This window comes from Mediterraneibacter sp. 210702-DFI.5.30 (assembly GCF_020560115.1).
Lineage (GTDB): Bacteria > Bacillota > Clostridia > Lachnospirales > Lachnospiraceae > Mediterraneibacter > Mediterraneibacter faecis.
Genome location: NZ_JAJCME010000004.1, coordinates 175,551 through 200,655, shown reverse-complemented (window position 1 = coordinate 200,655; position 25,105 = coordinate 175,551). Strand labels below are relative to the sequence as shown.

The following is a 25,105-nucleotide window of genomic DNA, read 5'->3' as shown; positions in this document are numbered from 1 at the left end:
AAAGGAGAAAAAGCATGAAATTTCATTCATTTCTGATAAAATACGGCGAGATCGGAATTAAGGGAAAGAACCGTTATATCTTTGAAGATGCACTGGTACGTCAGATTCGTTATGCTCTGCAGGGCGTAGACGGAGAATTCCTTGTACACAAATGTCACGGAAGAGTCTACGTGGATTGTGATGGAGATTATGATTTTGATGAGACAGTAGAAAGCCTTCAGAAGGTATTCGGTATTGTTGGAATCTGTCCGGTAGTCCGTGTACCGGTGGCTGAACTGGCACAGCTGAGAAAAGATGTTGTGGCATATGTGGATGAGGCTTACGAAGAGAAGAATATGACTTTCAAGGTTGATGCAAGAAGAGCAAAGAAGAGCTATCCTGCGAACTCTATGGAGATCAACTGTGAAGTTGGAGAAGCAATCCTGGATGCATTTCCGGAAATGAAAGTAGATGTTCATAAGCCGGAACTTCGTATCAATGTGGAGATCCGTGAAGAAGTTTATATCTATTCCAGAATTATTCCGGGACCGGGAGGTATGCCAATCGGGACAAACGGAAGCGCAATGCTGCTTCTGTCAGGAGGAATTGACAGTCCGGTTGCCGGATATATGGTATCCAAGCGTGGTGTTGAACTCGAGGCAACTTATTTCCATGCACCACCGTACACAAGTGAAAGAGCAAAAGAGAAGGTGGTTGATCTTGCAAGACTCGTTTCTGCTTATTCAGGACCGATCAAGCTTCATGTTGTCAACTTTACAGATATTCAGCTTTATATCTATGAGAAGTGTCCACATGATGAATTGACGATCATTATGCGTCGCTACATGATGAAGATCGCAGAACATTTTGCAAAGAAAGACGGATGTCTTGGTCTGATCACAGGAGAGAGTATCGGTCAGGTAGCAAGCCAGACAATGCAGAGTCTTGCAGCGACGAATGCAGTATGTACACTTCCGGTTTATCGTCCGCTGATCGGATTTGATAAGAAGGATATTGTAGAAATTTCTGAGAAGATCAATACCTATGAAACTTCAATCCAGCCATTTGAGGATTGTTGTACAATTTTCGTTGCAAAACATCCGGTGACAAAGCCGAATATTGAACGAATTGAGAAGTCTGAGTTGAACCTTGCAGAAAAGATTGACGAACTGATGCAGACAGCAATTGATACTGTTGAGATCATTGAAGTGAAGCAGGGAGAATAATAGGAAAAAGAAAAGCTGCTCCAATGGAACAGCTTTTCTTTACTCTAAAAAATATGCGGACAAGCTACAAAAACAAAGTCCGCATGAATCGTATTCAGATAGAATTATTTGATGATGTAAGCATCAAGTGCAGCAAGAATATCATCAACATTGCTGTCAGCGTGGATGTTCAGGTCGATCGGTTTGGAAAGATCAAGGCTGAAAATACCCATGATTGATTTGGCATCTATAACATATCTTCCGGATACTAAATCGAAATCATTATCATATTTTGTGATAGTGTTAACGAATGATTTGACTTTGTCGATTGAGTTTAATGAAATCTGTACTGTTTTCATTTGAAATCCCTCCTTGAATTATACAATAAAATTGGCTTCTAAGCCTAGGTATATTCTACGGGATGCAGGTTCAAAAGTCAAGAAATTAACGAGATAAAAGGAAAAAAGAGGTAGAAATAAATGAAGAAAGCAGCACTGCATAATTTGGGATGCAAAGTAAATGCCTATGAGACGGAAGCCATGCAGGAAATGCTTGAAAAAGCAGGGTATGAGATCGTTCCTTTCAAGGAAGGAGCAGACCTTTATGTAATCAATACATGTACTGTTACAAATATCGCGGACCGCAAGTCGAGACAGATGCTGCACCGGGCGAGAAAAATGAATCCGGATGCAGTTGTTGTCGCTGCAGGATGTTATGTCCAGGCGAAGGAAAAAGAGATTCAGGTGGATGATTGCATTGACATTGTGCTTGGTAATAATAAGAAGCAGAATCTGATCGAAGCATTGGAAGAGTATGAAAGAACACACAATGCAGATTGCAACGTAACAGAAAATGAAAAGAATGCAAAGAACCAGGAAAACGACAGAAAAGCAGAAATCAAGATGGAAGAGATCGGAAAGACAAAAGAGTACGAGAATCTTCACCTGACGAAGCCGGGAGATCATACAAGAGCTTATATTAAAGTTCAGGATGGATGTAATCAGTTCTGCACATATTGTATCATTCCATATGCCCGTGGAAGAGTCCGCAGCCGTTCTATGGAAGATGTGCTTGATGAAGTACGTACACTGGCAGATAACGGATATAAGGAGGTTGTACTGACAGGAATTCATCTGAGCTCATATGGAATTGATTTTGATAAAGAATATCACCTTCTGGAATTGATCCGGGCAGTCCATGAGATTGATGGAATTGAAAGAATCCGTCTTGGCTCTTTGGAACCGGGGATCATCACAGAAGAATTTGCAGAAGGGATTGCAAAGCTTCCGAAGATGTGTCCGCATTTCCACCTGTCTCTGCAGAGCGGATGTGATGCAACATTAAAGCGTATGAACCGTAGATATACAAGCAGTGAATATGCGGAAAAATGTGAACTTCTCAGAAAATACTTCCCGAATCCGGCATTGACAACCGATGTGATTGTGGGATTCCCAGGAGAGACAGAAGAAGAGTTCAAAGAGTCATATGATTTTGTGGACAGCATAGATTTCTATGAGACACATATTTTTAAATACTCCCGCCGTGAGGGGACAAAAGCAGCTGTGATGCCGGATCAGGTAGATGAACAGATCAAGGCGAAGAGAAGTGCACAATTAATTGAACTTGGTGAGAAAAAGCGTGCAGCATATGAACAGAGTTTCCAGGGAAAAGAAGTGGAAGTACTTGTGGAAGAGGATCTGGAACTGAATGGAAAAGAAGTACAGACAGGTCATACGAAAGAATATATGAAAATTGCACTAGAGACAAATGAAAATCTCAAGAATAGTATCGTAAAAGTTCAAATTGGGAAGGATTCGCAAATTATACATTGAATTTTGAATTCGGTTATATTAGAATTATAAGTAGGGTTTCTGGGTTTCCAGAGCGTTTTGCGCTGTTTGACAGAACAACAGCAAAGCCCTTCGGAAGAAGGAAATAGATACAAGAAAGAGAAGGAGGAAGAAAGATGAGTGATTTAAGTAGTACTCAGTTCTTTCAGGTAGAGCCGGGTCCGCAGATTTCTGCGAAGGATATTTTTGAGATCGTATACAAGGCTCTGAAAGAAAAAGGATACAATCCGGTGAATCAGATTGTTGGATATATCATGTCAGGAGATCCGACATACATTACAAGTTTTAACGGAGCAAGAAGCCTGATCATGAAGGTGGAACGTGATGAACTGGTAGAAGAACTGTTGAAAGCGTATATTGAGCATAATGCGTGGGAATAATCAGACAATGAGAGTAATGGGACTGGACTATGGGACGAAGACTGTAGGTGTTGCTATCAGCGACCCGCTCGGACTTACGGCCCAGGGAATTGAGACAATACAACGGAAAGAGGAGAACAAGCTGCGCCGTACCTGTGCGAGGATTGAAGAATTGATCAAAGAATATCAGGTAGAGAAGATCGTGCTTGGATTTCCAAAACATATGAATAATGATATCGGGGAGCGTGCACAGAAGTCATTGGAATTTCGTGACATGCTGGTTCGTCGTACAGGACTGGAAGTGATCATGTGGGACGAGAGACTTACGACAGTAGCGGCAGAGCAGACACTGATCGAGAGTGGTGTGAGAAGAGAAAACAGAAAGCAATATGTCGATAAGATTGCTGCTGTGTTCATTCTCCAGGGATATTTAGATTCGATTTATATGCAGAAAACAGCAGAATAGAGGAAAATCATATGGAAAAGGCAAAGTTTACTTTCAGTGATGGAAGTGGAGCAGATGAGTTCTTTGTACTTGAAGAGACAAAGATCAATGGTTCCGCGTATATTCTTGTAGTTGATTCAGAAGAAGATGACGCAGAATGCCTGATTCTCAGAGAAGTTGAAGAATCAAAAGACGCAGAGAAGACGTATGAGATCGTGGAAGACGATACAGAGCTGATGGCAGTTTCCAAAGTATTTGAGGAATTGCTGGAAGACGTCGATATTGAGATGTAATTACATGAAAGAAATACGAATGTAAGAGAAACTGCAGACAGGAATACTTTTCTCACTTTTGCAGAAGTGTCAGAAAAAAGTCTGGAGTTCTTTTTACAATATAGATAGGAGGCAGACAGATGGAAGCAGATAAGACACAGAAGCTTCTGAAAGAGAAGTTAAAGGAAAAGGGGCTGAAGGTGACTCACCAGAGACTGCTTGTTCTGTCCGTACTTGAAGAGAACAGTGGGAGTCATATGACAGCGGAAGATATCTATGATCTGGTATCAGAGGATTATCCGGAGATTGGGCTTGCCACAGTATACAGAACATTACAGCTTTTGTGGGATATGCAGCTGGTAGACAGGATTAATTTTGGGGATGGGTGTGTGCGCTATGAGATCGGACATTTACTGAATGGGGAGACAAAGCATAATCATCATCACCTGATTTGTAAGAGATGTAACAAGGTGATGCCGTTTGATGATGACCTTCTGGAGAGTTTGGAAGATCATATCGAGAAGGCAACCGGCTTCCATGTCCTGGACCACGAACTGAAATTCTACGGACTGTGTAAAGACTGTATGAAGAAACAGAGATAGTGGAGGTGTATATTTTTTGAAAAAACAGAATAATGGAAAATTGCGTATCATACCGCTTGGAGGTCTGGAACAGATTGGTATGAACATTACTGCGTTTGAGTATGAAGACAGTATTGTTGTTGTAGACTGTGGTCTTGCGTTCCCGGAAGATGATATGCTTGGAATCGACCTTGTAATTCCGGATGTAACCTACCTGAAAGATAATATTTCCAAGGTAAAGGGATTTGTTATCACGCACGGTCATGAGGACCATATCGGTGCATTGCCGTATGTACTCAAAGAGATCAACATTCCGATTTATACAACCAAGCTTACAATGGGAATCATTGAGAACAAGCTGAAGGAACATAATCTGCTTCGTGGAACGAAGAGAAAGGTTGTACGTCACGGTCAGTCAATCAATCTTGGAAAGTTCCGGATTGAATTTATCAAGACGAACCACAGTATCCAGGATGCGTCCGCACTGGCAATCTATTCACCGGCAGGTGTTGTTGTCCACACAGGAGACTTCAAGGTTGATTATACTCCGGTATTTGGAGATGCGATCGACCTGCAGCGTTTTGCTGAGATCGGTAAGAAAGGCGTGCTGGCACTGATGTCTGACAGTACGAATGCAGAGCGAAAAGGATTTACGCAGTCAGAACGTACAGTAGGTATCACATTTGATCACATTTTTGCAGAGCATCAGAATACAAGACTGATCATTGCGACATTTGCTTCGAATGTTGACCGTGTACAGCAGATCATCAACTCTGCTTATAAGTATGGCAGAAAGGTTGTTGTAGAAGGTCGTAGTATGGTGAATATCATTTCTACAGCATCAGAATTAGGATATCTGAATGTACCGGATAATACATTGATTGAGATTGATCAGATGAAGAATTATCCACCGGAGAAGATGGTGCTGATCACAACAGGAAGCCAGGGAGAATCTATGGCTGCACTGTCAAGAATGGCAGCTGACGTACACCGCAAGGTTACAATTCAGCCGAATGATACGATCATTTTCAGCTCTAACCCGATTCCTGGAAACGAGAAATCGGTTTCACGTGTGATCAATGAACTCTCTGCAAAGGGAGCAGAAGTTATTTTCCAGGATGCCCATGTATCAGGACATGCCTGTCAGGAAGAATTGAAGTTGATCTATTCTCTCGTAAAACCGAAATATGCGATTCCGGTGCATGGTGAATACCGCCATCTGAAAGCAAACGCAGGTGTTGCGAAGAGCCTTGGAATTCCGAAGGAAAATGTATTTATTATGCAGTCCGGTGAAGTACTTGAATTGTGTGATGATTACGCTAAGGTTGTAGATAAGGTTCATACAGGAGCAATCCTGGTAGACGGACTTGGTGTTGGAGATGTTGGAAATATCGTTCTTCGAGACAGACAGCATCTTGCAGAAGATGGTATCATTATTGTGGTTCTTACATTAGAGAGAAGAACGAACCGCCTGCTTGCAGGACCGGATATCGTATCAAGAGGATTTGTCTATGTCAGAGAGTCAGAGGAGCTGATGGATGATGCAAGAAAGGCTGTTTCAGAAGCACTTGAGAAATGCCTGAAAGGAAGACATACAGACTGGAATAAGATCAAGCTTGTGATTCGTGATGCAATGAATGACTATATCTGGAAGAAGACAAAGAGAAGACCAATGGTGATCCCGATCATCATGGATGTGGATGTGTAAGATATGATAGTGGATGAACGTATTATTACATTCATCAATTCTATGGATACAGAGAACAGTGAAATACTGGAGACAATTGAACAGGAAGCTTTGGCGGCGGATGTACCGATCATCCGACGAGAGATGCAGAGCTTCCTGGAGGTTCTCCTTTTGATGAAAAAACCTATGCGCGTTCTGGAAGTCGGAACTGCCGTAGGTTTCTCTGCGTTATTGATGAGTGATTACCTGCCGGAAGGTGGACATATAACAACAATAGAGAATTATGAGAAGAGAATCCCGATTGCGAGGGAGAATTTCCGCAGAGCGGGAAAGGAAGATAAGATTACTCTGATTGAAGGAGATGCGACAGAAGTACTTGCGGAAATGGAAGGAACTTTTGATTTTATCTTTATGGATGCAGCGAAAGGGCAATATATTCATTATCTTCCGAATGTGTTACGACTGCTTTCGGATGGAGGCTGTCTTGTGTCAGACAATGTGATGCAGGATGGGGATATCATAGAATCCCGTTTTGCGGTAGAACGCAGAAATCGTACAATACATGCGAGAATGCGGGAATATCTGTATGAATTGAAACACAGAGAGGATCTGGTCACATCTATTATTCCGCTTGGAGATGGTGTGGCAGTGAGCATAAAACAAGGAGTAGAAAAATGAGTAGACCGATCGAACTATTGATCCCGGCGAGCAGCCTGGAAGTGTTAAAAACAGCTGTAATTTTCGGTGCTGATGCAGTATATATCGGAGGAGAAGCATTTGGGTTGCGTGCGAAAGCAAAAAATTTCTCTATGGAAGAAATGAAAGAGGGAATAGAATTCGCACATGCACATGATGTAAAAGTGTATGTTACAGCAAATATTCTTGCCCACAACGATGATCTTGAAGGGGTAAGAGAATATTTTGAAGAGTTGAGAGAGATTAAACCTGATGCACTGATCATTGCAGATCCGGGGGTGTTTGAGATTGCAAAAGAGGTATGTCCTGAGATTGAGCGTCATATCAGTACACAGGCGAATAACACAAACTATGCAACTTATAACTTTTGGTATCGCCAGGGTGCAAGTCGTGTGGTTTCAGCAAGAGAATTGTCTCTGAAAGAGATTAAGGAGATCAGAGAAAGAATTCCGGAAGATCTTGAAATTGAGACATTTGTCCATGGAGCAATGTGTATCTCTTATTCCGGACGCTGCCTTCTGAGTAATTATTTTACAGGAAGGGACGCAAACCAGGGTGCATGTACACACCCATGCCGTTGGAAGTATGCAGTAGTCGAGGAAAAGAGACCGGGAGAATATCTGCCGGTCTATGAGAATGAACGCGGAACTTACATCTTTAATTCAAAAGATCTTTGTATGATCGAGCATATTCCGGAATTGATTGATGCAGGAATTGACAGTTTTAAGATCGAAGGACGAATGAAAACAGCACTTTATGTTGCAACAGTGGCGAGAACTTACCGCAAAGCAATTGATGATTATCAGAAAGATCCAGAGCTTTACAAGAAGAACATGCCTTGGTATCTGGATCAGATTTCAAACTGTACTTATCGTCAGTTTACGACTGGATTTTTCTTTGGAAAACCAGATCATGAGACACAGATTTATGACAATAACACATATATCCGAGAGTATACTTATCTTGGAATTGTCGGGGCCGTTGAGAATGGGCTTGCAAGAATTGAACAGCGCAATAAGTTTTCTGTAGGTGAGACAATTGAGATCATGAAGCCGGACGGAAGTAATGTTGAGGCAAAGGTTCTCCGGATCCTGAATGAGGATGGAGAGGAACAGGAAAGTGCACCGCATTCAAAGCAGGTTCTTCATGTAGAACTGAGCGAGACACCAGCTCAGTACGATCTTCTCAGAAGACAGGAAGAGGATAAAGAAGTTAATTCATAGAAGAGTCTTAGAAATTTCAAAAATATTGTCGGAGTTTTCCGATAGCACTTTTTTCGATACGGGATACATAGGAGCGGGAGATGCCCAGTTGTGCGGCAATCTCCCGCTGCGTGTATTCTTCTCCCTGATACAGTCCGTATCGCATTTTCAGTACAAGTTTTTCTCTTGGAGAAAGTTCATTTTCCAGTTTTTCATAAAGCTTTTGAATATTGTCCTTCAGATGAATCCGCTCTGGAATATCTGTTTCTGTAGATTCGATGATATCGTAGAGGTTGACTTCATTTCCTTCCCGATCTGTGCCAATCGGTTCATAAAGAGAGATTTCATGGCTGCATTTTTTTCTGGCGCGCAGATACATCAGGACTTCATTTTCTACACAACGGGAGGCATAGGCAGCCAGACGATTTCCTTTTTCAGGATCGAACGTAATTATAGCTTTGATCAGGCCAATCGTGCCGATGGAAATCAGATCTTCCGGATCTTCACTGGTATTTTGGTATTTCCGTATAACATGGGCAACGAGACGGAGATTGCGTTCAATTAAAATATGCTTGGCTTCCAGATCGCCCTCGGTGTATCTCTGAATGTATTTTTTCTCTTCCGCCGGTGTGAGGGGATTAGGAAATGCTTTCAAGACAGCACCTCTGGATGCATTTAATATAGTTTATGAAAAAATGTGGAAATTGTGCTTTTCCATATGCTCAAGTTCTCGGAAACTGATTGACAAATCAATATTCGGAAGTTATGATATCTATACATTCTCGGAATGTCAGTTCCGAAAATCAAATCCGGCTGATTCAGCCAGAATTTCAGCAGCTTACAATGGGGTGTAAGAAGAACAGGTGCGCTTGTGACTGGGAAAAGGAAGGAGCGCATATGAGTTTTAGTACAGTAAAATCCGCGGCAATGGAAGGGCTTGCGGTAGAAATGGTCTATGTGGAGGCGGATGTCAGCAATGGACTTCCGATTTTTCACATGGTGGGATATCTGTCATCAGAGGTGAAAGAAGCAGCAGAACGCGTACGGTCTGCAGTCCGGAATTCAGGTCTTGAATTTCCGGCGAAACGTGTGGTGATCAATCTTTCGCCGGCAACTATGAGGAAAAGAGGAGCGTCATTTGATCTTCCAATCGCAGTGTCGATTCTGACGTCACTTGGCGTTTTACAACAGAATAGAAGAATGAAAGACTGTATGATCATCGGAGAACTGGGATTGGATGGACAAGTCAGAAAAGTTCCCGGGATTCTTTCTATGGTATCAGAGGCAAAGGTACAAAAAGTTACAAGCTGTATTGTTCCGAGAGAAAATAAAAAGGAGGCAGAACTTGTAGAAGGGGTTCGGATCATTGCAGTTGGAAGTCTCAGGGAATGTATCAGTTATTTGGAAGATGGAGACAGAACAGGTGGAGAACAGAGATATCTTGGTGAAAAAGAGGATGATAAAATAGAAGACAGAGGAAAAGTGGGAGAAGAAGTACCTGATTTCGCAGACTTATATGGTCAGGAGAATGTTCGTCGGGCAGCGGAAATTGCTGTGGCGGGAGGGCATAATCTGCTTATGGTCGGACCACCCGGAAGCGGGAAGACAATGACCGCAAAATGTATGGCAGGAATTCTGCCGCCGATGAATTATGAAGAAAGTATGGAGCTTACAAAGCTTTATAGTGTCATGGGAATGCTGGATGGAAAGGAACCACTGATTTCCAGAAGACCTTTTCGAGAGGTACATCATACTGCAACGAGAGCAGCACTGATTGGTGGTGGGATTGTTCCAAGACCAGGAGAGATCAGCCTGGCACATAGTGGTATTTTATTTTTGGATGAACTTCCTGAATTTAAGAGAAGTGTTCTTGAAGTGCTCAGGCAGCCATTGGAACAACGCAGCATACAGATCACAAGAACCAATGGGAATTATATCTTTCCGGCCGATTTTATGCTTGTGTCTGCCATGAATACGTGTCCGTGTGGGAAATTTCCATCGACAGCCTGTACTTGTACGCCGGCACAGATCCAGGCGTATTTAAGCAAGATCAGCCAACCGTTTCTCGATCGGATTGACCTTAGTGTTGAAGCTTCTAAAGTGGAATATCGGGATTTGGTGAAAGAGTCTGTTTCCTGTCCGGAGTCTTCGGCGGTGATCAAAGTGCGGGTATGTGAAGCAAGAAAGAGACAGAAGATTCGCTACCAAAACACGAAGATCCAGTGTAATGCAATGCTTCATGGTGCAGAATTGAGTAAGTATTGCAGATTAAACGGAGAAGAAATGCGACTGATGGGGCAGGCTTATGATGTACTGAATCTGACGGCGAGATCTTATCACCGAATCTTAAAGGTTGCGAGAACGATTGCGGATTTAGATTACAGTGAGGAGATAAAACTGGAACATTTACAGGAGGCGATCGGTTACCGGACATTGGACAGGAAATATTGGGGGAGGTATGTATGATGTGTGAAGAGATGATTTTTGAATACTGGTTTTCTACGATTCGAAAACTATCTGCAAGAAAAAAGTATCTGCTCCGAGAACTCATAGGAAGTGGAAAGAAGATATATTATATAGAAGAAACTGAAATTACAGGAATTGAATTCCTTACAGAGGAAGAAAAAGAGGGATTAAAAAAAGCCCGGAAAGAGAAAACGAAAGAACAATTAAAAGAAGAGTTTTACAAAATGCAGGAACATGGAATCGAATTTATTCCATTTTTTTCAAAAGAATATCCTCCGGGGCTGGCTGAGATACCAGATCCCCCGTTTGCTCTTTTTGTGAAAGGAACATGTCCGGGAGCCAAGAAGAAGGCAGCAATTGTCGGAGCAAGGGGGTGTAGTGGATATGGAGAACATTATACAAGAGAATTTGCGGAAGTACTGGCGGCAGCAGGTGTTGATATCATCAGTGGCATGGCGAAAGGGATCGATGGAACAGGACAAAGAGCAGCGTTGAATGCAGGCGGAAAATCTTATGCTGTTTTAGGGAGCGGAGTGGATGTCTGTTATCCAAGAGATCATATCGGTTTATATATGGATATCATAGAACACGGAGGCGGAATCCTTTCGGAATTTCCACCGGGAACCCCTCCGCTTGCAATGAATTTTCCAATGAGGAACCGGATCATCAGCGGACTGTCAGATGCAGTTCTGGTAATGGAGGCAAGGGTGAGAAGTGGTTCTTTGATTACAGCAGATATGGCACTGGAGCAGGGAAAGGATGTTTATGCCCTTCCGGGACCGCTGGACAGTCCTTTGAGTGCCGGGTGTAATCACCTGATCCAACAGGGTGCCGGAATCCTTCTGAATCCTAAAAATCTGCTGGAAGAATGGGGGATTGAAACAAATGTTTTGTGCAGAAACACGGAGATAAAAAACGAGAAAAATAAAAAAGTGCTTGAAAGTACAGATGATTTGGTGTATAGTTGTGTCGGTTTGTATCCCAAGAATGTGGATCAGATTGCGCAGGAATCTCGGGTGGAGATCAGAAAATTGATGAGCATTCTTGTTACACTGGAACTGCAGGGATACATTCGTGAAATAACAAAGAATTATTATATCAGAATAAAATAGGAGTATAGTTTTTATGGCACATTATCTTGTAATCGTGGAGTCTCCTGCAAAGGTGAAGACGATTAAAAAGTTTCTAGGAAGCAATTATACAGTTGCAGCATCACAGGGACACGTCAGGGATCTGCCGAAAAGTCAGCTTGGAATTGACGTGGAGAATGATTACGAACCAAAATATATTACCATTCGTGGAAAAGGAGAGATTCTTGCAACGCTCAGAAAAGAGGCGAAGAAATCAGACAAAGTTTATCTTGCAACCGACCCTGACCGTGAAGGAGAGGCTATTTCCTGGCATCTTGCTGCTGCCTTGAAGCTGGACGAGAAGAAAATGCGCCGTATTACATTTAATGAGATTACAAAGAATGCTGTGAAAGCATCTTTGAAAGCACCACGTGATATTGACATGGATCTTGTGGATGCACAGCAGGCAAGAAGAGAGCTTGACCGTATGGTTGGATATAAGATCAGTCCATTGCTTTGGGCAAAGGTAAAGCGTGGGTTGAGTGCCGGACGTGTACAGTCAGTCGCACTTCGTATTGTTGCAGACAGGGAAGCAGAGATTGATGCATTTATTCCGGAAGAGTACTGGTCATTGGATGCACAACTGAAAGTAAAAGGTGAGAAACGTCCTCTGACAGCGAAGTTCTACGGAACAGAGAAGAAAAAGATGACGATCCATTCAAAAGAAGAGATGGACGAGATCTTAAAGAAATTAGAGAACGAAGAGTTCCAGATTACAGATATCAAGAACAGTGAGAGGACGCGTAAAGCACCACTCCCATTTACGACAAGTACGCTGCAGCAGGAAGCTGCCAAGGCATTGAACTTTGGTACACAGAAGACAATGCGTATTGCACAGCAGCTGTATGAAGGTGTGGATATTAAAGGGAATGGAACAGTCGGTGTGATTACTTATCTTCGTACGGATTCTACACGTATTTCAGAGGAAGCTGATGCAGCAGCAAGAAGCTATATTGCTGAGACTTACGGGGAAGCATATGTAGCAGAAGGAACAAAAACAAAGTCTGCAGATAAGAAGATTCAGGATGCGCATGAGGCGATCCGCCCGACAGATATTACACGCACACCGGCAGCAATCAAGGATTCATTAAGCAGAGATCAGTTCCGTCTGTATCAGCTGATCTGGAAACGCTTCACAGCAAGCCGCATGCAGCCGGCGAAGTATGAGACAACAGCAGTCAAGATCGGAGCCGGTGAGTACTGCTTTACTGTATCAACAGCAAGGGTTGCATTTGATGGATTCCGCTCTGTGTATGTAGAGGCAGAGGAAGAGAAGGAAGAGAGCAATGTACTGGTCGGACATCTTAGCATGGATTCTGTTCTTACAAAAGAAGAATTTGATCCAAAGCAACATTTTACGCAGCCGCCGGCACATTATACAGAGGCGAGTCTTGTAAAGACAATGGAAGAGCTTGGGATCGGACGTCCAAGTACCTATGCTCCAACCATTTCTCTGATCCTTGGAAGAAGATATATTACAAAAGAAGGCAAGAATCTTTATCTGACAGAGATTGGTGAAGTTGTTAATAATATTATGAAACAGTCATTCCCAAGTATTGTAGATGTTCATTTCACAGCGAATATGGAAGGGCTTCTTGATATGGTTGAAGAAGGAAAGGTTCCGTGGAAGGAAGTAATCCGTAATTTCTATCCGGATCTTGAGGAAGCTGTTGAAATTGCAGAGAAAGAGCTTGAGGAAGTTAAGATTGAAGATGAAGTAACAGATGTGATCTGTGAAGAGTGCGGTCGTAACATGGTGATCAAATACGGTCCGCATGGTAAATTCCTTGCATGCCCGGGATTCCCGGAATGCAGAAATACAAAACCATATCTGGAAAAGATCGGAGTTCCGTGTCCTGTGTGTGGAAAAGAAGTTGTTATCCGCAAAACGAAAAAGGGAAGAAAGTATTATGGATGTGAGGATAATCCGGAATGTGAATTTATGTCCTGGCAGAAGCCATCCAGTAAAAAATGTCCGGAATGTGGTGGATACATGGTAGAAAAAGGCAATAAATTAGTTTGTGCTGATGAAAAGTGCGGATATGTGGAAACAATTAAGAAAGAAGATTAAATATTTCAAAAAACAGAAAAACACAACGTTGCTATTTTCTGAATTGTATGATAATATAAGCTAGTAAGGAATTTGAAATTTGATTTGTGTATACAACTTGAAAAATAATAGTTACTGTTTGCTAGAAGTAGTGAATAAGAGCAAATCATGTGGAGGAGACAATGAGCGTACAATTATTGGATAAGACCAGAAAGATTAATAAGTTGCTGCATAATAATAACTCCAGCAAAGTTGTGTTTAATGATATCTGTGCGGTACTGACAGAGATTTTGGACTCAAATGTGCTGGTAGTCAGCAAGAAGGGAAAGATTCTTGGAGTCAGCAAAAGCAATAAGGTGAGAGAAATCAGTGAACTGATCACAGAATCTGTAGGATCTCATATTGATAATATGCTTAATGAAAGATTGCTGAGTGTTCTGTCTACAAAAGAGAATGTTAATCTGGAGACACTTGGTTTTTCTTCAGATGCTGTGGAAGGATGTCAGGCAATCATCACACCGATCGATATTGCCGGGGAGCGTCTCGGAACATTGTTTATCTACAAACAGGATGCAACGTATTCTATTGATGATATTATTCTCAGTGAATATGGTACTGCTGTAGTAGGACTTGAGATGCTTCGTTCAGTGAATGAAGAAAGTGCGGAAGAGACAAGAAAAGAACATGTCGTTCAGGCAGCAATCAGCACACTTTCTTTCTCAGAGCTGGAAGCAATCATTCATATCTTTAAAGAACTTGATGGTACAGAGGGAATCCTGGTTGCCAGCAAGGTAGCGGATCGTGTGGGAATTACAAGATCGGTTATCGTGAATGCACTTCGCAAGTTTGAAAGTGCAGGAGTAATTGAATCACGTTCTTCAGGAATGAAAGGAACTTATATTAAAGTTCTGAATGATTATGTATTTACAGAGCTCGAGAGGATTGAGAAAGAGCGGATGTAAGCAGAAGGAGAAGACAAGATGTACGAGGGAAATCCGGTTGATCTGCAGATGGAAAAAGTGATTTCAGCAGATGCTATTTTTGATGATACAACAAGAGTCTGTAAGGTGGATCATTATGATACAGAAGAAGATTACATTTATCTTGAAGTGATGGAAGATCCTCTGACAACGATTCTGCTGGATGCAAAATACAGATGTTATATTTCAACGGGGACAGAGCTGTTGTGCTGCTCCGGTGTTGTGAAAGAGAGATACCAGTCGGAAGACAGGAATCTACTGAAGTTTAAAATTGAGAACGGATTCTATGAGATGAACGAAAGAAGATCATAGAGAAGTTTTAGAGACGAAAGAAAAGCTGTGAGGCAGAGAAAGCCCCATGGCTTTTCTTTTATAAAAAATATGTAAACTGTGTTGACAAATGAAATGGGGAGTGCTATTTTATATTCATGGGTTAGCACTCAAGAGAAATGAGTGCTAATAAAGTAAGGAGGAATTACAATGAAATTAGTACCATTAGGTGACAAGATCGTTTTAAAACAGTTAGAAGCAGAAGAGACAACAAAGTCCGGAATCGTATTACCAGGACAGGCAAAAGAGAAACCACAGGAAGCAGAAGTAATCGCAGTCGGACCTGGCGGAGTTGTGGATGGAAAAGAAGTTGTAATGCAGGTTAAGGTTGGAGATAAAGTAATTTATTCCAAATATGCCGGAACAGATGTAGAGCTTGAAGGAGAGAAATACATCATTGTAAAGCAGAATGATATTCTTGCAATTGTAGAGTAATACCCAGACGAATATAAAGGAGATGCAGTTAAAATGGCAAAGGAAATCAAATACGGATCAGAAGCAAGAGCAGCACTTGAAAGAGGTGTGAATCAGTTAGCTGATACAGTTAAAGTAACATTAGGACCAAAAGGAAGAAACGTAGTACTTGATAAATCATTCGGTGCTCCGCTTATTACAAATGATGGTGTAACAATCGCGAAAGAGATTGAACTGGAAGATGGATTTGAGAACATGGGTGCACAGCTGATCAGAGAAGTTGCAGCTAAGACAAATGATGTTGCCGGAGATGGTACAACAACAGCTACAGTTCTTGCACAGGCAATGGTTCACGAAGGAATGAAGAACCTTGAGGCAGGAGCAAACCCGATCGTTCTGAGAAAAGGAATGAAGAAAGCTACAGATAAAGCAGTAGAAGCAATCCGTGAGATGAGCAGCAAAGTCAACGGAAAAGAGCAGATCGCAAGAGTTGCTGCAGTTTCTTCAGGAGATGATGAAGTTGGACAGATGGTTGCAGATGCAATGGAAAAAGTATCCAACGACGGAGTTATCACAATCGAAGAGTCTAAGACAATGCAGACAGAGCTTGACCTTGTAGAAGGTATGCAGTTTGACCGTGGATACATTTCCGCATATATGGCAACGGATATGGAGAAGATGGAAGCAGTTCTGGATGATCCATATATTCTGATCACAGATAAGAAGATTTCCAATATCCAGGAGATTCTTCCGGTTCTTGAGCAGATCGTTCAGTCTGGAGCAAGACTTCTTATTATCGCTGAAGATATCGAGGGTGAGGCACTCACAACTCTGATCGTGAATAAACTGCGTGGAACATTCAACGTTGTAGCAGTAAAAGCACCTGGATATGGTGACAGAAGAAAAGAGATGCTTCAGGATATCGCAATTCTGACAGGTGGACAGGTGATTTCTGAAGAACTCGGATTCGATCTTAAAGAAACTACAATGGATCAGCTTGGACGTGCAAAATCTGTTAAGGTTCAGAAAGAGAATACAGTTATCGTTGACGGATGTGGAGACAAGAACGCAATCGCAGATCGTGTTGGACAGATCAAGAAAGCAATCGAAGAGACAACATCTGATTTCGACAGAGAGAAACTTCAGGAGAGACTTGCAAAACTTGCAGGCGGAGTTGCTGTTATCCGTGTAGGTGCAGCTACAGAGACAGAGATGAAAGAAGCTAAACTTCGTATGGAAGATGCTCTGAATGCTACAAAAGCAGCAGTTGAAGAAGGAATCATCGGTGGTGGTGGATCCGCATACATCCATGTTTCTAAGAAGGTAAAAGAATTCGCAGAGACTCTTGAGGGAGATGAGAAGACAGGTGCCAAGATTATCCTGAAAGCACTGGAAGCTCCTCTGGCTCAGATCGCAAAGAATGCAGGACTTGAGGGAGCAGTTATTGTAAACAAAGTAAGAGAGTCTGAAGTAGGAACAGGATTTGATGCTTACAATGAGACATATGTAGATATGGTTGAGAAGGGAATCCTTGATCCGGCGAAGGTTACAAGAAGTGCTCTTCAGAACGCAACAAGTGTTGCTTCTACACTTCTTACAACAGAGTCTGTTGTATCTACAATTAAAGAGGATACACCGGCTATGCCAGCAGGCGGAGCAGGTGGAATGGGAATGATGTAATCTATCCATCAGGAAGATTTGCAGAATTTCTATAAGAATAGAATAAAAGAGCTGTTACATAGAGATCTGTAGCAGCAGGAACAGAGGGTTCTATCACATTTTCGTAATGTCAGATAGAACCTTTTGTTTGTTCTAAAAAAGGCTCAGTTTGTCGCATAGATAATAAATAAAGGAGTACTTATAAGTAAAACTTAATAATAGAGGTTAAAATAAATCAATACAAATTATGAGCACATCAGGGAAAATACTCTTGACATCCTTCGGGAATTTCTGTAGTATATCAGTTAATAATTACAAAAGATTTTTAGATACATTAACTGCCATTTCAAAGCAGTTTCATGGGTTCTTAAGAAAGAGAGGTAAAGTATAATGGGTAAGATTATAGGGGAAGGTATTACATTTGATGATGTTCTTCTTGTACCGGCTTATTCAGAAGTAATTCCGAATCAGGTAGATCTGTCAACACATCTGACAAAGAAAATCGTATTGAATATTCCGATGATGAGTGCAGGAATGGATACTGTTACAGAACATAGAATGGCAATCGCTATGGCTCGCCAGGGTGGAATCGGAATCATCCATAAGAATATGTCTATTGAAGCACAGGCAGAGGAAGTTGATAAGGTGAAACGTTCTGAGAATGGTGTTATTACAGATCCTTTCTTTCTTTCACCGGAGCATACACTTGAAGATGCAAATGACCTGATGGCAAAATACCGTATTTCAGGTGTGCCGATTACAGAGGGACGTAAACTTGTCGGAATCATCACAAACCGTGACCTGAAGTTTGAGACAGATTTCTCTAAGAAGATCAAAGAATCCATGACTTCAGAAGGACTTGTTACAGCAAAAGAAGGAATCACATTAGAGGATGCAAAAAAGATTCTTGCCAAAGCAAGAAAAGAGAAACTTCCGATCGTAGATGATGAAGGTAATCTGAAAGGACTTATCACGATTAAAGATATTGAGAAACAGATCAAGTACCCACTGTCAGCAAAGGATGAGCAGGGAAGACTTCTCTGTGGAGCAGCTGTTGGTATCACAGCAAACTGTCTGGAGCGTGTAGAAGCACTTGTGAAATCTCATGTAGATGTTGTTGTTATGGACTCAGCACATGGTCATTCAGCGAATGTTATCCGCACAGTGAAGATGGTTAAGGATGAATTCCCGGATCTTCAGGTAATCGCTGGAAATGTGGCTACAGGAGAGGCTGCAAGAGCACTGATCGAAGCTGGTGTAGATGCAGTTAAAGTTGGTATCGGACCTGGATCTATCTGTACAACACGTATCGTTGCAGGTATTGGTGTACCTCAGGTTTCAGCTGTTATGGATTGTTACGAAGTTGCTAAAGAGTATGGTATTCCGATCATTGCAGATGGTGGTATCAAGTACTCAGGAGATATGACAAAGGCAATCGCAGCAGGTGCGAATGTATGTATGATGGGAAGCATCTTTGCAGGATGTGATGAAAGCCCAGGAACATTCGAACTGTACCAGGGAAGAAAATATAAAGTATATCGTGGAATGGGATCCATCGCAGCGATGGAGAACGGAAGTAAAGACCGTTATTTCCAGGAGAATGCAAAGAAACTTGTTCCGGAAGGAGTAGAAGGACGTGTAGCTTACAAGGGATCTGTAGAAGATACAGTATTCCAGCTCATGGGTGGACTTCGTTCAGGAATGGGATATTGCGGAACACACACAATCGAAGAACTCAAAGAGAACGGAAGATTTGTGAAGATCTCTGCGGCATCATTGAAAGAAAGTCATCCACATGACATTCATATTACAAAAGAAGCTCCGAACTACAGTGTAGACGAGTAAATTGAAGGTTTGCAGATTGCCTGCAGACAGATAAGTGGAAGTATTGCGGATATTCCGCATTACCTGACGGGATGAAAAATCACATCCCTGATATAATAAAATAATATATAGGAACGCCTTGAGGAATTCCCGGAGGTTCAGTGAGAGCTGGATCTGCCGGGAGTTTCTCTTTTATACGAATAAAAACAGTTAAGACAAAATTCATAAATGGTTAAGAAACATATGGTATAATAGCTGAAATAAGAAGATGTTTGTTTTAAACGATGGAAATGAGAGAATTAAAAATCAGGAGAAATACCGAATGAGTACGTCAAGACGAAATCAGCTGGCAGGGCGGAAAACATTGCCGAAGAATACACGAAGGAAGAAAAAGCGAGGCAGGAAAATGCTGCGGATCATAATGATCCCATTAATGATTTTATTACTTTTTCTTCTTTTTAAATCCTGTATACAAAAGAAAAATCAATATGCTGATGTGGATGCTACGCAGCCGGAGATGGATGTACAGTTGTTAGATATAAATCCGTATTCCAGACCAGGGACAACAATTGACCATGTGAATGGGATTGTTGTCCATTACACAGCAAATCCGGGGAGTACAGCGCAGGATAACAGAGATTATTTTAATGGTCTCAAAGATAGCCATGAGACTTCGGCAAGCAGTAATTTTGTGATAGGATTGGAAGGAGAGATTATTCAGTGTATTCCGACCTGGGAGATGGCATATGCTTCAAATGACCGCAATGCGGATACGATTTCGATTGAATGTTGTCATCCGGATGAGAATGGAAAGTTTACTGATGCAACATACCGCTCACTTGTACAACTTACAGCATGGCTTTGTGCAAAATATGATCTGACAGCAGATCAGGTGATCCGTCACTATGATGTAACCGGAAAAATCTGTCCGAAATATTTTGTGGAGGATGAGGACGCATGGGTAGAATTCAGGAGAAATGTGCAGGATGCGTTGGAAAAACAGTAGACATCATTTCACTGAATTGTTATAATGAAATCAATTCTTGGGATCATAGAAGAATTGATTTCAAAGCTTACGGAGTTAGATGAAAATAATGTTTGAAAAATTTTTTCCAGATGAATATTTGGGATCGACTTATAAGATCCCTTTTGAAAAACTATATGAGCAAGGATACCGGGGGGTAATCTTTGATATTGATAATACATTAGTTCCTCACGGTGCACCGGCAGATGAACGTGCAAAGAGACTGTTTCAGAGACTGAGAGAGATTGGTTTTGAAAGCTGTCTGTTATCCAACAATCAGAAAAAACGTGTAGAGATGTTTAATCAGGAGATCCAGACACATTATATTTATAATGCGCTGAAGCCTGCAAGAAAGAATTATCTTCATGCGATGGAGATCATGGGAACAGATCAGACGAACACGCTGTTTGTCGGCGATCAGCTTTTTACAGACGTATGGGGCGCAAAGAGGGTCGGAATACACAACATTTTAGTGCATCCGATCAATCCAAAAGAAGAGATTCAGATCGTTTTAAAGCGGTATTTAGAGAAGATTGTGCTTCATTTCTATAAGAAGAGCAAAAAAAGATTGAAAAAAGTCGCAAATTAGTATAGAATGGTAGAAGCAAAAAGTCTGTAACGAACAGTTACATTGTCTGAACGAAATGCAATTAAGGAGGATTATACATGGTTTCAGCAGGAGATTTTAAGAATGGTTTAACAATTGAGATTGAGGGAAATATTTTCCAGATTTTGGAATTCCAGCACGTTAAACCTGGTAAAGGTGCAGCGTTCGTAAGAACAAAACTGAAAAACATCATCAGTGGTGGTGTAGTAGAGAAGACATTCCGTCCGACAGAGAAGTTCGAGAATGCACACATCGAGAGAAAGGAAATGCAGTATCTGTATCAGGATGGAGATCTGTATAACTTCATGGATGTAGAGACATATGATCAGATCGCTCTCAACGCTGATGTAGTTGGAGACGCTCTGAAATTTGTAAAAGAGAATGAGAACGTTAAGATCTGTTCCCATAAGGGTAACGTATTCTCAGTTGAGCCGCCGCTGTTCGTAGAACTGGCAATCACAGAGACAGAACCGGGATTCAAGGGTGACACAGCTCAGGGAGCTACAAAGCCTGCAATCGTTGAGACAGGAGCTACTGTTATGGTACCGCTGTTTGTTGAGACAGGTGATGTTCTTAAGATCGATACACGTACAGGCGAGTATCTGTCAAGAGTTTAATTACGAATTTAGTACGGTTTAAGCTGTATTTCAAAAAGGAATCTGTATCATGCAGGTTCCTTTTTTCTTTGACAAAATCAGATGAAATTCTCTGTTTTCACTAAAAAAATCAATTCGGATTTATGCAAAATTCTGCCTTGCTTTTTAAGGAAGGCCTGTCTATAATAAAGAACACATAATATTTGTTCTAAATTTTAAGAAATTCTATTTGGAGAGATTCTGAACTCTCCGGGAAATTCTAACTCAATTGAAAGAGTACATTTCGTACTGGTTTCTCATTTTAATTTTATGAACCGCAATCAGGAAGGAGAAGAGTGAATTATACAGAATTTGTAAATGCGGTAAAGGAAAAACTGACTCAGGAGTTAAATGGAGGTGTCAGGGTAAACGTCTATACGACGAAAAAAAATAATGCAACGGAGCGTACAGGACTGATCCTGGAGACGCCGGGTGTTAATATATCGCCGACAATCTATCTGGAAGAATTTTTTGAACTATATGAAAAAGGGAAACAGATGGATTGGATCATTGAAGATCTGGTGGAGCTATATGAAGAAATCCGACAGGAAAAATCATGGGATTATGAGAGAATGCTTTCTTTCGAAGGGGTAAAAGACAGAATCATCTTTCGACTGATCAACACAGAGAAAAACAAGGAATTACTTCTGGATGTTCCACATAGAGAATTTTTGGATCTGTCACTTGTGTTTGCAGTACTTGTAGAAGCGGACAATGATGGGACGGCAGTGATGCTGATCAAAGATCTGCATATGAGACAATGGAAGGTGACAAAAGAACAGCTTTGGAATGTGGCAAAAGAAAATACAAAGCGTCTGCTTCCGGCAGAATGTTTCGGAATGAATTTTGCAGTGTATGAACTGCTCAGCAGATCAACTCCGGGGGAACATGATCGGGAGAATTTGTTAAGAAGAACCTGGCATATTCATGAAGAACTGGAACTTCCGGAAAAAGATAAAATGTATGTTTTGTCTAATAAACTGAAAAATTATGGGGCGGCCTGTATTGCATACCCTTATATTCTGGACATGCTTGCAGGAGTCTTAAAGGAAAATTTCTATGTTCTTCCAAGCAGTGTCCATGAAGTGATCATTGTACCGGAATCCTCTCGAATCCGTCAGTCAGAATTAGAAAGAATGGTGCGAGAAATCAATGAAACGCAGGTGCCTGAGGAAGAAATCTTAAGCAATCATGCTTATTTTTATTATGCACAGGAAGGGAAACTTCAGCTGGGGAAAGAGATGTGTATCGACAGGGAGGACAATGAATGAAAGGACGCGGAGAGATTATAACAATCCTCTGCATGTCAGTCTTTTTGATCTGTATTCTCTATGCAATGACATATGGAGGCATTGTCAAGGCCGAAGAACTTGAAAAACAGCCTGAAGAGGCCGGAGAAAAAACGGAGGTTGATATTGAAGAAGAACTGCGCTGGGCAGAAGAAGTAAAAAAAATCCTGAAAGATATCGGTGTGGGATTTTGTGATGAAACGGAGGATAAACAGGAGGAAGACAAGGAAGAAACTTTTGATCAGACAGATGAAAAGAAGATACAAAGCATAGGCGTATATGCAGCGGAAAGGGTAGGAGAAACTGTTTATACAAAGGCGATCGAAAGGGGAATCGGTGCAATCGATGTAGTTGACTATAACGACCCAAACTGGCCTGTGCTACAACATTGGAATGAAGGAAGACTTGGTACGAAATCAGGAGAAAGTCTGTATTGCACCAATCCAACATTAAAATTTCAGGAGGGCAACAAAACAGCAGTAGATGCTTCAAAACGTTATAACAAACAGACCATTCAGATGATCGCGGCAATGTTCTATTACTACGATAAGAATAAATGCAACGGTGTGAGTTCGAATTACGATTATCTCTTAAAACAATGCGCAGTATGGTGGATCATGAATGAAGTACATCACTGGTATGGAGATATGGTTCAGATAGAAACAGGAAATAATGTAGCCTGTGGGAATGGTCATTGGATTTCAGCACACAAATCTGAGTATTATCAAAAAGGGATTGCATGGGCGAAAGAGAATTATAAATATTTTCCGGATGCATATGGGGTTATTTATGAAGGCAATGGCCAGCCGCTCAGTAAATGGGGCGGAACATACCAGCCGACCGGAACAGGCAGATTAAAGAAGGTGTCAGCGAATACTTCTGTGACAGAAAAGAACAGTTGCTATTCTTTGGAGGGAGCAGAGTATGGTGTTTATAGCAGTCCTACTCTTTCGGGTGCATCAAGAGCAGGAACGTTTAGAACGGATGCGGCAGGAAATTCGTCATCAGTTGCGCTGAACGCAGGAACTTATTACGTAAAGGAACTAAAAGCTCCTAAAGGTTATGCACTTGTAGATGAAGTGAAAACGGTTACAGTAAAATCCGGGCAGGAAGCGACAGTGACATTTTCAGACCCGCCGCAGATGAATCCTGTGGAACTTTTGTTAAAGAAAACAGGTATGGAACAGGAATATGTTGATCCGTCGGGAACAGCAGCGTATCAAGGAGCACAGTTTTTAGTGAAATTCTATGCAGAACTTCTGGATCCGGGAAAAAATCCGGAAAAAGCAGGGAAAAAGCCAGTCAGAAGCTGGGTCTTTCAAACAGATGCAAAAGCAGTTTGCCGTTATCAGGAGAAGTATAAGGTAAAAGGTGATGCATTGTATAAAGCGACAGACGGAACAGAAGCACTTCCGCTGGGAACTGTAACAATTCAGGAGATAAAACCGCCAAAAGGGTATTTCCTGAATGAGGAAGTCTTTGTTTGCCAGATAAAACCAGAAGGTACGGGAGAAAAAATAAATGTATATCAGAACCCTACGATACCGGACAGGGTTTTTCAGATCCATTTGGTGAAAAAAGCAACAGAGACAGGACATCCTCTTTCGGGAGCGCAATTTAAGCATATCAGACCGGATGGAAGTGAAAAGATTCTCACAACGGATGAAAAAGGGACTCTGAAAGTAATGCCATTATCTCAGGGAACGCACAAATTAAAAGAAGTAAAAGCACCGGACGGGTATCGGACAAATAATAATGAACTGATTTTTCAAGTTGATGAGAGCGGGAAAACAGAATTTTTATCTGAGGTAAATACAGAAGAAGGAGAGGTTATTATCGAATATACAGAGGATGGAATTGCGGTAGTGACGATAGAAGATAAGCCGGCCTGTTACAAGATTGAGCTGAAAAAGGAAAATGAAAAAGGTGTTGCACTTGCAGGAGCTGAGTTTACTTTATATGAAGACCAGGCATGCCAGAAAGAAATTGACCGGGTGTTGACGGATGGGAATGGAATTGCAATGTTCGAAAATCTGGAAGTAAAGAAAAAATACTATATGAAAGAAACAAAAGCGCCGACAGGTTACAGAATTCCGAAAACATTAGATGATGCAGATATTGTATATGAAATCTGTCTGGAAAGTAATCCGGAAGAAGGGAAGTGTCTGTTGGTTGTGAATGGAAAAGAATACAGAAGCAAAGATACTGCAGACAGCAAGATAAGTATTGAAGGTTCAATTAAGGAGTGGAATGTGAAAATGAAGATCATAAATCAGACAGGAAAGAAGCTTCCAGATACTGGATCGGCAGGAAAACCTGTGTTACTTACAGGAATTTTAGCTGTAGGAATCATGGCAATGATTTACAGAAAAAAAGAGCAAAAAAGATAGTAGTAAAACGGTGAAAATGAGGAGATGACAA

The 25,105-nt window shown here is 41.4% G+C and carries 24 protein-coding genes; 22 read left to right on the top strand and 2 right to left on the bottom strand.

Annotation, left to right across the window (positions count from 1 at the left end; genetic code table 11):
- Window positions 1–14 precede the first annotated feature (14 nt).
- On the top strand, window positions 15–1,205 hold the full coding sequence (gene thiI / locus LI126_RS06140; protein ID WP_196021702.1) for a tRNA uracil 4-sulfurtransferase ThiI: 1,191 nt from the start codon (window positions 15–17) through the stop codon (window positions 1,203–1,205).
- A gap of 104 nt (window positions 1,206–1,309) precedes the next feature.
- Here the strand turns inward: thiI and LI126_RS06135 are convergent, their stop codons facing one another.
- Window positions 1,310–1,543 carry an HPr family phosphocarrier protein gene (locus LI126_RS06135; RefSeq protein ID WP_054752513.1) on the bottom strand — a complete coding sequence of 78 codons (234 nt, stop codon included), beginning with the start codon at window positions 1,541–1,543 and terminating at the stop codon, window positions 1,310–1,312.
- Window positions 1,544–1,663: 120 nt separating this feature from the next.
- On the opposite strand from LI126_RS06135, the gene mtaB reads away from it, so the two are divergent.
- The 8 genes from mtaB to LI126_RS06095 all read left to right on the top strand — a co-directional run bounded on the left by mtaB (window position 1,664) and on the right by LI126_RS06095 (window position 8,297).
- A complete protein-coding gene (gene mtaB, locus LI126_RS06130) occupies window positions 1,664–3,016 on the top strand; it encodes a tRNA (N(6)-L-threonylcarbamoyladenosine(37)-C(2))-methylthiotransferase MtaB (RefSeq protein WP_020436181.1) in 1,353 nt (450 codons plus the stop codon).
- Between the two features lie 134 nt (window positions 3,017–3,150).
- The gene (locus LI126_RS06125; RefSeq protein ID WP_015528745.1) at window positions 3,151–3,414 is read left to right on the top strand and encodes an IreB family regulatory phosphoprotein; all 264 of its coding nucleotides are present in this window, start codon (window positions 3,151–3,153) and stop codon (window positions 3,412–3,414) included.
- Between the two features lie 7 nt (window positions 3,415–3,421).
- Window positions 3,422–3,859 carry a Holliday junction resolvase RuvX gene (ruvX, locus tag LI126_RS06120; RefSeq protein ID WP_015528746.1) on the top strand — a complete coding sequence of 146 codons (438 nt, stop codon included), beginning with the start codon at window positions 3,422–3,424 and terminating at the stop codon, window positions 3,857–3,859.
- Between the two features lie 11 nt (window positions 3,860–3,870).
- Window positions 3,871–4,131: a DUF1292 domain-containing protein gene (locus tag LI126_RS06115; protein ID WP_015528747.1), complete on the top strand. Its 261-nt coding sequence runs from the start codon at window positions 3,871–3,873 to the stop codon at window positions 4,129–4,131.
- A gap of 119 nt (window positions 4,132–4,250) precedes the next feature.
- Window positions 4,251–4,712, top strand: coding sequence for a Fur family transcriptional regulator (locus tag LI126_RS06110; RefSeq protein WP_015528748.1), 462 nt, complete (start codon window positions 4,251–4,253; stop codon window positions 4,710–4,712).
- 16 nt (window positions 4,713–4,728) lie between these two features.
- On the top strand, window positions 4,729–6,399 hold the full coding sequence (locus LI126_RS06105) for a ribonuclease J (RefSeq protein WP_020436179.1): 1,671 nt from the start codon (window positions 4,729–4,731) through the stop codon (window positions 6,397–6,399).
- Window positions 6,400–6,402: 3 nt separating this feature from the next.
- Entirely contained in the window at window positions 6,403–7,056 is a 654-nt protein-coding gene (locus LI126_RS06100; protein ID WP_015528749.1) for an O-methyltransferase, read from the top strand.
- Window positions 7,053–8,297 carry a peptidase U32 family protein gene (locus LI126_RS06095; RefSeq protein WP_015528750.1) on the top strand — a complete coding sequence of 415 codons (1,245 nt, stop codon included), beginning with the start codon at window positions 7,053–7,055 and terminating at the stop codon, window positions 8,295–8,297. Before LI126_RS06100 ends, LI126_RS06095 begins: the two co-directional genes overlap by 4 nt.
- A gap of 16 nt (window positions 8,298–8,313) precedes the next feature.
- Here the strand turns inward: LI126_RS06095 and sigK are convergent, their stop codons facing one another.
- Complete coding sequence (sigK, locus tag LI126_RS06090; RefSeq protein WP_020436178.1) at window positions 8,314–8,931, bottom strand: RNA polymerase sporulation sigma factor SigK; 618 nt, start codon at window positions 8,929–8,931, stop codon at window positions 8,314–8,316.
- A 242-nt stretch (window positions 8,932–9,173) separates the two neighbouring features.
- Here sigK and LI126_RS06085 point away from each other — a divergent pair, with 242 nt between their 5' ends.
- From LI126_RS06085 to LI126_RS06025, 13 genes are all read left to right on the top strand, one after another.
- A complete protein-coding gene (locus LI126_RS06085; RefSeq protein WP_117826022.1) occupies window positions 9,174–10,742 on the top strand; it encodes a YifB family Mg chelatase-like AAA ATPase in 1,569 nt (522 codons plus the stop codon).
- A complete protein-coding gene (gene dprA / locus LI126_RS06080; RefSeq protein WP_226862403.1) occupies window positions 10,742–11,854 on the top strand; it encodes a DNA-processing protein DprA in 1,113 nt (370 codons plus the stop codon). Before LI126_RS06085 ends, dprA begins: the two co-directional genes overlap by 1 nt.
- A 13-nt stretch (window positions 11,855–11,867) precedes the next feature.
- Window positions 11,868–13,943, top strand: a complete 2,076-nt coding sequence (gene topA, locus LI126_RS06075) for a type I DNA topoisomerase (RefSeq protein WP_015528753.1) — start codon at window positions 11,868–11,870, stop codon at window positions 13,941–13,943.
- Window positions 13,944–14,104: 161 nt separating this feature from the next.
- Window positions 14,105–14,884, top strand: coding sequence for a GTP-sensing pleiotropic transcriptional regulator CodY (gene codY / locus LI126_RS06070; protein WP_015528754.1), 780 nt, complete (start codon window positions 14,105–14,107; stop codon window positions 14,882–14,884).
- An 18-nt stretch (window positions 14,885–14,902) separates the two neighbouring features.
- Window positions 14,903–15,214: a hypothetical protein gene (locus LI126_RS06065; protein WP_015528755.1), complete on the top strand. Its 312-nt coding sequence runs from the start codon at window positions 14,903–14,905 to the stop codon at window positions 15,212–15,214.
- Window positions 15,215–15,382: 168 nt separating this feature from the next.
- Window positions 15,383–15,667 carry a co-chaperone GroES gene (locus LI126_RS06060; protein WP_015528756.1) on the top strand — a complete coding sequence of 95 codons (285 nt, stop codon included), beginning with the start codon at window positions 15,383–15,385 and terminating at the stop codon, window positions 15,665–15,667.
- Window positions 15,668–15,700: 33 nt separating this feature from the next.
- Window positions 15,701–17,326, top strand: a complete 1,626-nt coding sequence (groL, locus tag LI126_RS06055) for a chaperonin GroEL (protein ID WP_015528757.1) — start codon at window positions 15,701–15,703, stop codon at window positions 17,324–17,326.
- A 369-nt stretch (window positions 17,327–17,695) separates the two neighbouring features.
- Window positions 17,696–19,150: an IMP dehydrogenase gene (guaB, locus tag LI126_RS06050; RefSeq protein ID WP_227165030.1), complete on the top strand. Its 1,455-nt coding sequence runs from the start codon at window positions 17,696–17,698 to the stop codon at window positions 19,148–19,150.
- A gap of 301 nt (window positions 19,151–19,451) precedes the next feature.
- Entirely contained in the window at window positions 19,452–20,135 is a 684-nt protein-coding gene (locus tag LI126_RS06045; protein ID WP_015528759.1) for a peptidoglycan recognition protein family protein, read from the top strand.
- A gap of 88 nt (window positions 20,136–20,223) precedes the next feature.
- On the top strand, window positions 20,224–20,742 hold the full coding sequence (locus LI126_RS06040) for a YqeG family HAD IIIA-type phosphatase (RefSeq protein WP_055144888.1): 519 nt from the start codon (window positions 20,224–20,226) through the stop codon (window positions 20,740–20,742).
- A gap of 77 nt (window positions 20,743–20,819) precedes the next feature.
- Window positions 20,820–21,377 carry an elongation factor P gene (gene efp, locus LI126_RS06035; RefSeq protein ID WP_015528761.1) on the top strand — a complete coding sequence of 186 codons (558 nt, stop codon included), beginning with the start codon at window positions 20,820–20,822 and terminating at the stop codon, window positions 21,375–21,377.
- Window positions 21,378–21,691: 314 nt separating this feature from the next.
- Window positions 21,692–22,666: a DUF5688 family protein gene (locus tag LI126_RS06030; RefSeq protein WP_020436172.1), complete on the top strand. Its 975-nt coding sequence runs from the start codon at window positions 21,692–21,694 to the stop codon at window positions 22,664–22,666.
- The gene (locus tag LI126_RS06025) at window positions 22,663–25,074 is read left to right on the top strand and encodes a SpaA isopeptide-forming pilin-related protein (RefSeq protein WP_055144886.1); all 2,412 of its coding nucleotides are present in this window, start codon (window positions 22,663–22,665) and stop codon (window positions 25,072–25,074) included. Before LI126_RS06030 ends, LI126_RS06025 begins: the two co-directional genes overlap by 4 nt.
- Window positions 25,075–25,105 lie beyond the last annotated feature (31 nt).

What these genes read in the sequence shown, in the direction of transcription:
- thiI (WP_196021702.1), top strand. Translation starts at nt 15, where the DNA reads ATGAAATTTCATTCATTTCTGATAAAATACGGCGAGATCGGAATTAAG.
- LI126_RS06135 (WP_054752513.1), bottom strand. Translation starts at nt 1,543, where the DNA reads ATGAAAACAGTACAGATTTCATTAAACTCAATCGACAAAGTCAAATCA.
- mtaB (WP_020436181.1), top strand. Translation starts at nt 1,664, where the DNA reads ATGAAGAAAGCAGCACTGCATAATTTGGGATGCAAAGTAAATGCCTAT.
- LI126_RS06125 (WP_015528745.1), top strand. Translation starts at nt 3,151, where the DNA reads ATGAGTGATTTAAGTAGTACTCAGTTCTTTCAGGTAGAGCCGGGTCCG.
- ruvX (WP_015528746.1), top strand. Translation starts at nt 3,422, where the DNA reads ATGAGAGTAATGGGACTGGACTATGGGACGAAGACTGTAGGTGTTGCT.
- LI126_RS06115 (WP_015528747.1), top strand. Translation starts at nt 3,871, where the DNA reads ATGGAAAAGGCAAAGTTTACTTTCAGTGATGGAAGTGGAGCAGATGAG.
- LI126_RS06110 (WP_015528748.1), top strand. Translation starts at nt 4,251, where the DNA reads ATGGAAGCAGATAAGACACAGAAGCTTCTGAAAGAGAAGTTAAAGGAA.
- LI126_RS06100 (WP_015528749.1), top strand. Translation starts at nt 6,403, where the DNA reads ATGATAGTGGATGAACGTATTATTACATTCATCAATTCTATGGATACA.
- LI126_RS06095 (WP_015528750.1), top strand. Translation starts at nt 7,053, where the DNA reads ATGAGTAGACCGATCGAACTATTGATCCCGGCGAGCAGCCTGGAAGTG.
- LI126_RS06085 (WP_117826022.1), top strand. Translation starts at nt 9,174, where the DNA reads ATGAGTTTTAGTACAGTAAAATCCGCGGCAATGGAAGGGCTTGCGGTA.
- dprA (WP_226862403.1), top strand. Translation starts at nt 10,742, where the DNA reads ATGTGTGAAGAGATGATTTTTGAATACTGGTTTTCTACGATTCGAAAA.
- topA (WP_015528753.1), top strand. Translation starts at nt 11,868, where the DNA reads ATGGCACATTATCTTGTAATCGTGGAGTCTCCTGCAAAGGTGAAGACG.
- codY (WP_015528754.1), top strand. Translation starts at nt 14,105, where the DNA reads ATGAGCGTACAATTATTGGATAAGACCAGAAAGATTAATAAGTTGCTG.
- LI126_RS06065 (WP_015528755.1), top strand. Translation starts at nt 14,903, where the DNA reads ATGTACGAGGGAAATCCGGTTGATCTGCAGATGGAAAAAGTGATTTCA.
- LI126_RS06060 (WP_015528756.1), top strand. Translation starts at nt 15,383, where the DNA reads ATGAAATTAGTACCATTAGGTGACAAGATCGTTTTAAAACAGTTAGAA.
- groL (WP_015528757.1), top strand. Translation starts at nt 15,701, where the DNA reads ATGGCAAAGGAAATCAAATACGGATCAGAAGCAAGAGCAGCACTTGAA.
- guaB (WP_227165030.1), top strand. Translation starts at nt 17,696, where the DNA reads ATGGGTAAGATTATAGGGGAAGGTATTACATTTGATGATGTTCTTCTT.
- LI126_RS06045 (WP_015528759.1), top strand. Translation starts at nt 19,452, where the DNA reads ATGAGTACGTCAAGACGAAATCAGCTGGCAGGGCGGAAAACATTGCCG.
- LI126_RS06040 (WP_055144888.1), top strand. Translation starts at nt 20,224, where the DNA reads ATGTTTGAAAAATTTTTTCCAGATGAATATTTGGGATCGACTTATAAG.
- efp (WP_015528761.1), top strand. Translation starts at nt 20,820, where the DNA reads ATGGTTTCAGCAGGAGATTTTAAGAATGGTTTAACAATTGAGATTGAG.
- LI126_RS06025 (WP_055144886.1), top strand. Translation starts at nt 22,663, where the DNA reads ATGAAAGGACGCGGAGAGATTATAACAATCCTCTGCATGTCAGTCTTT.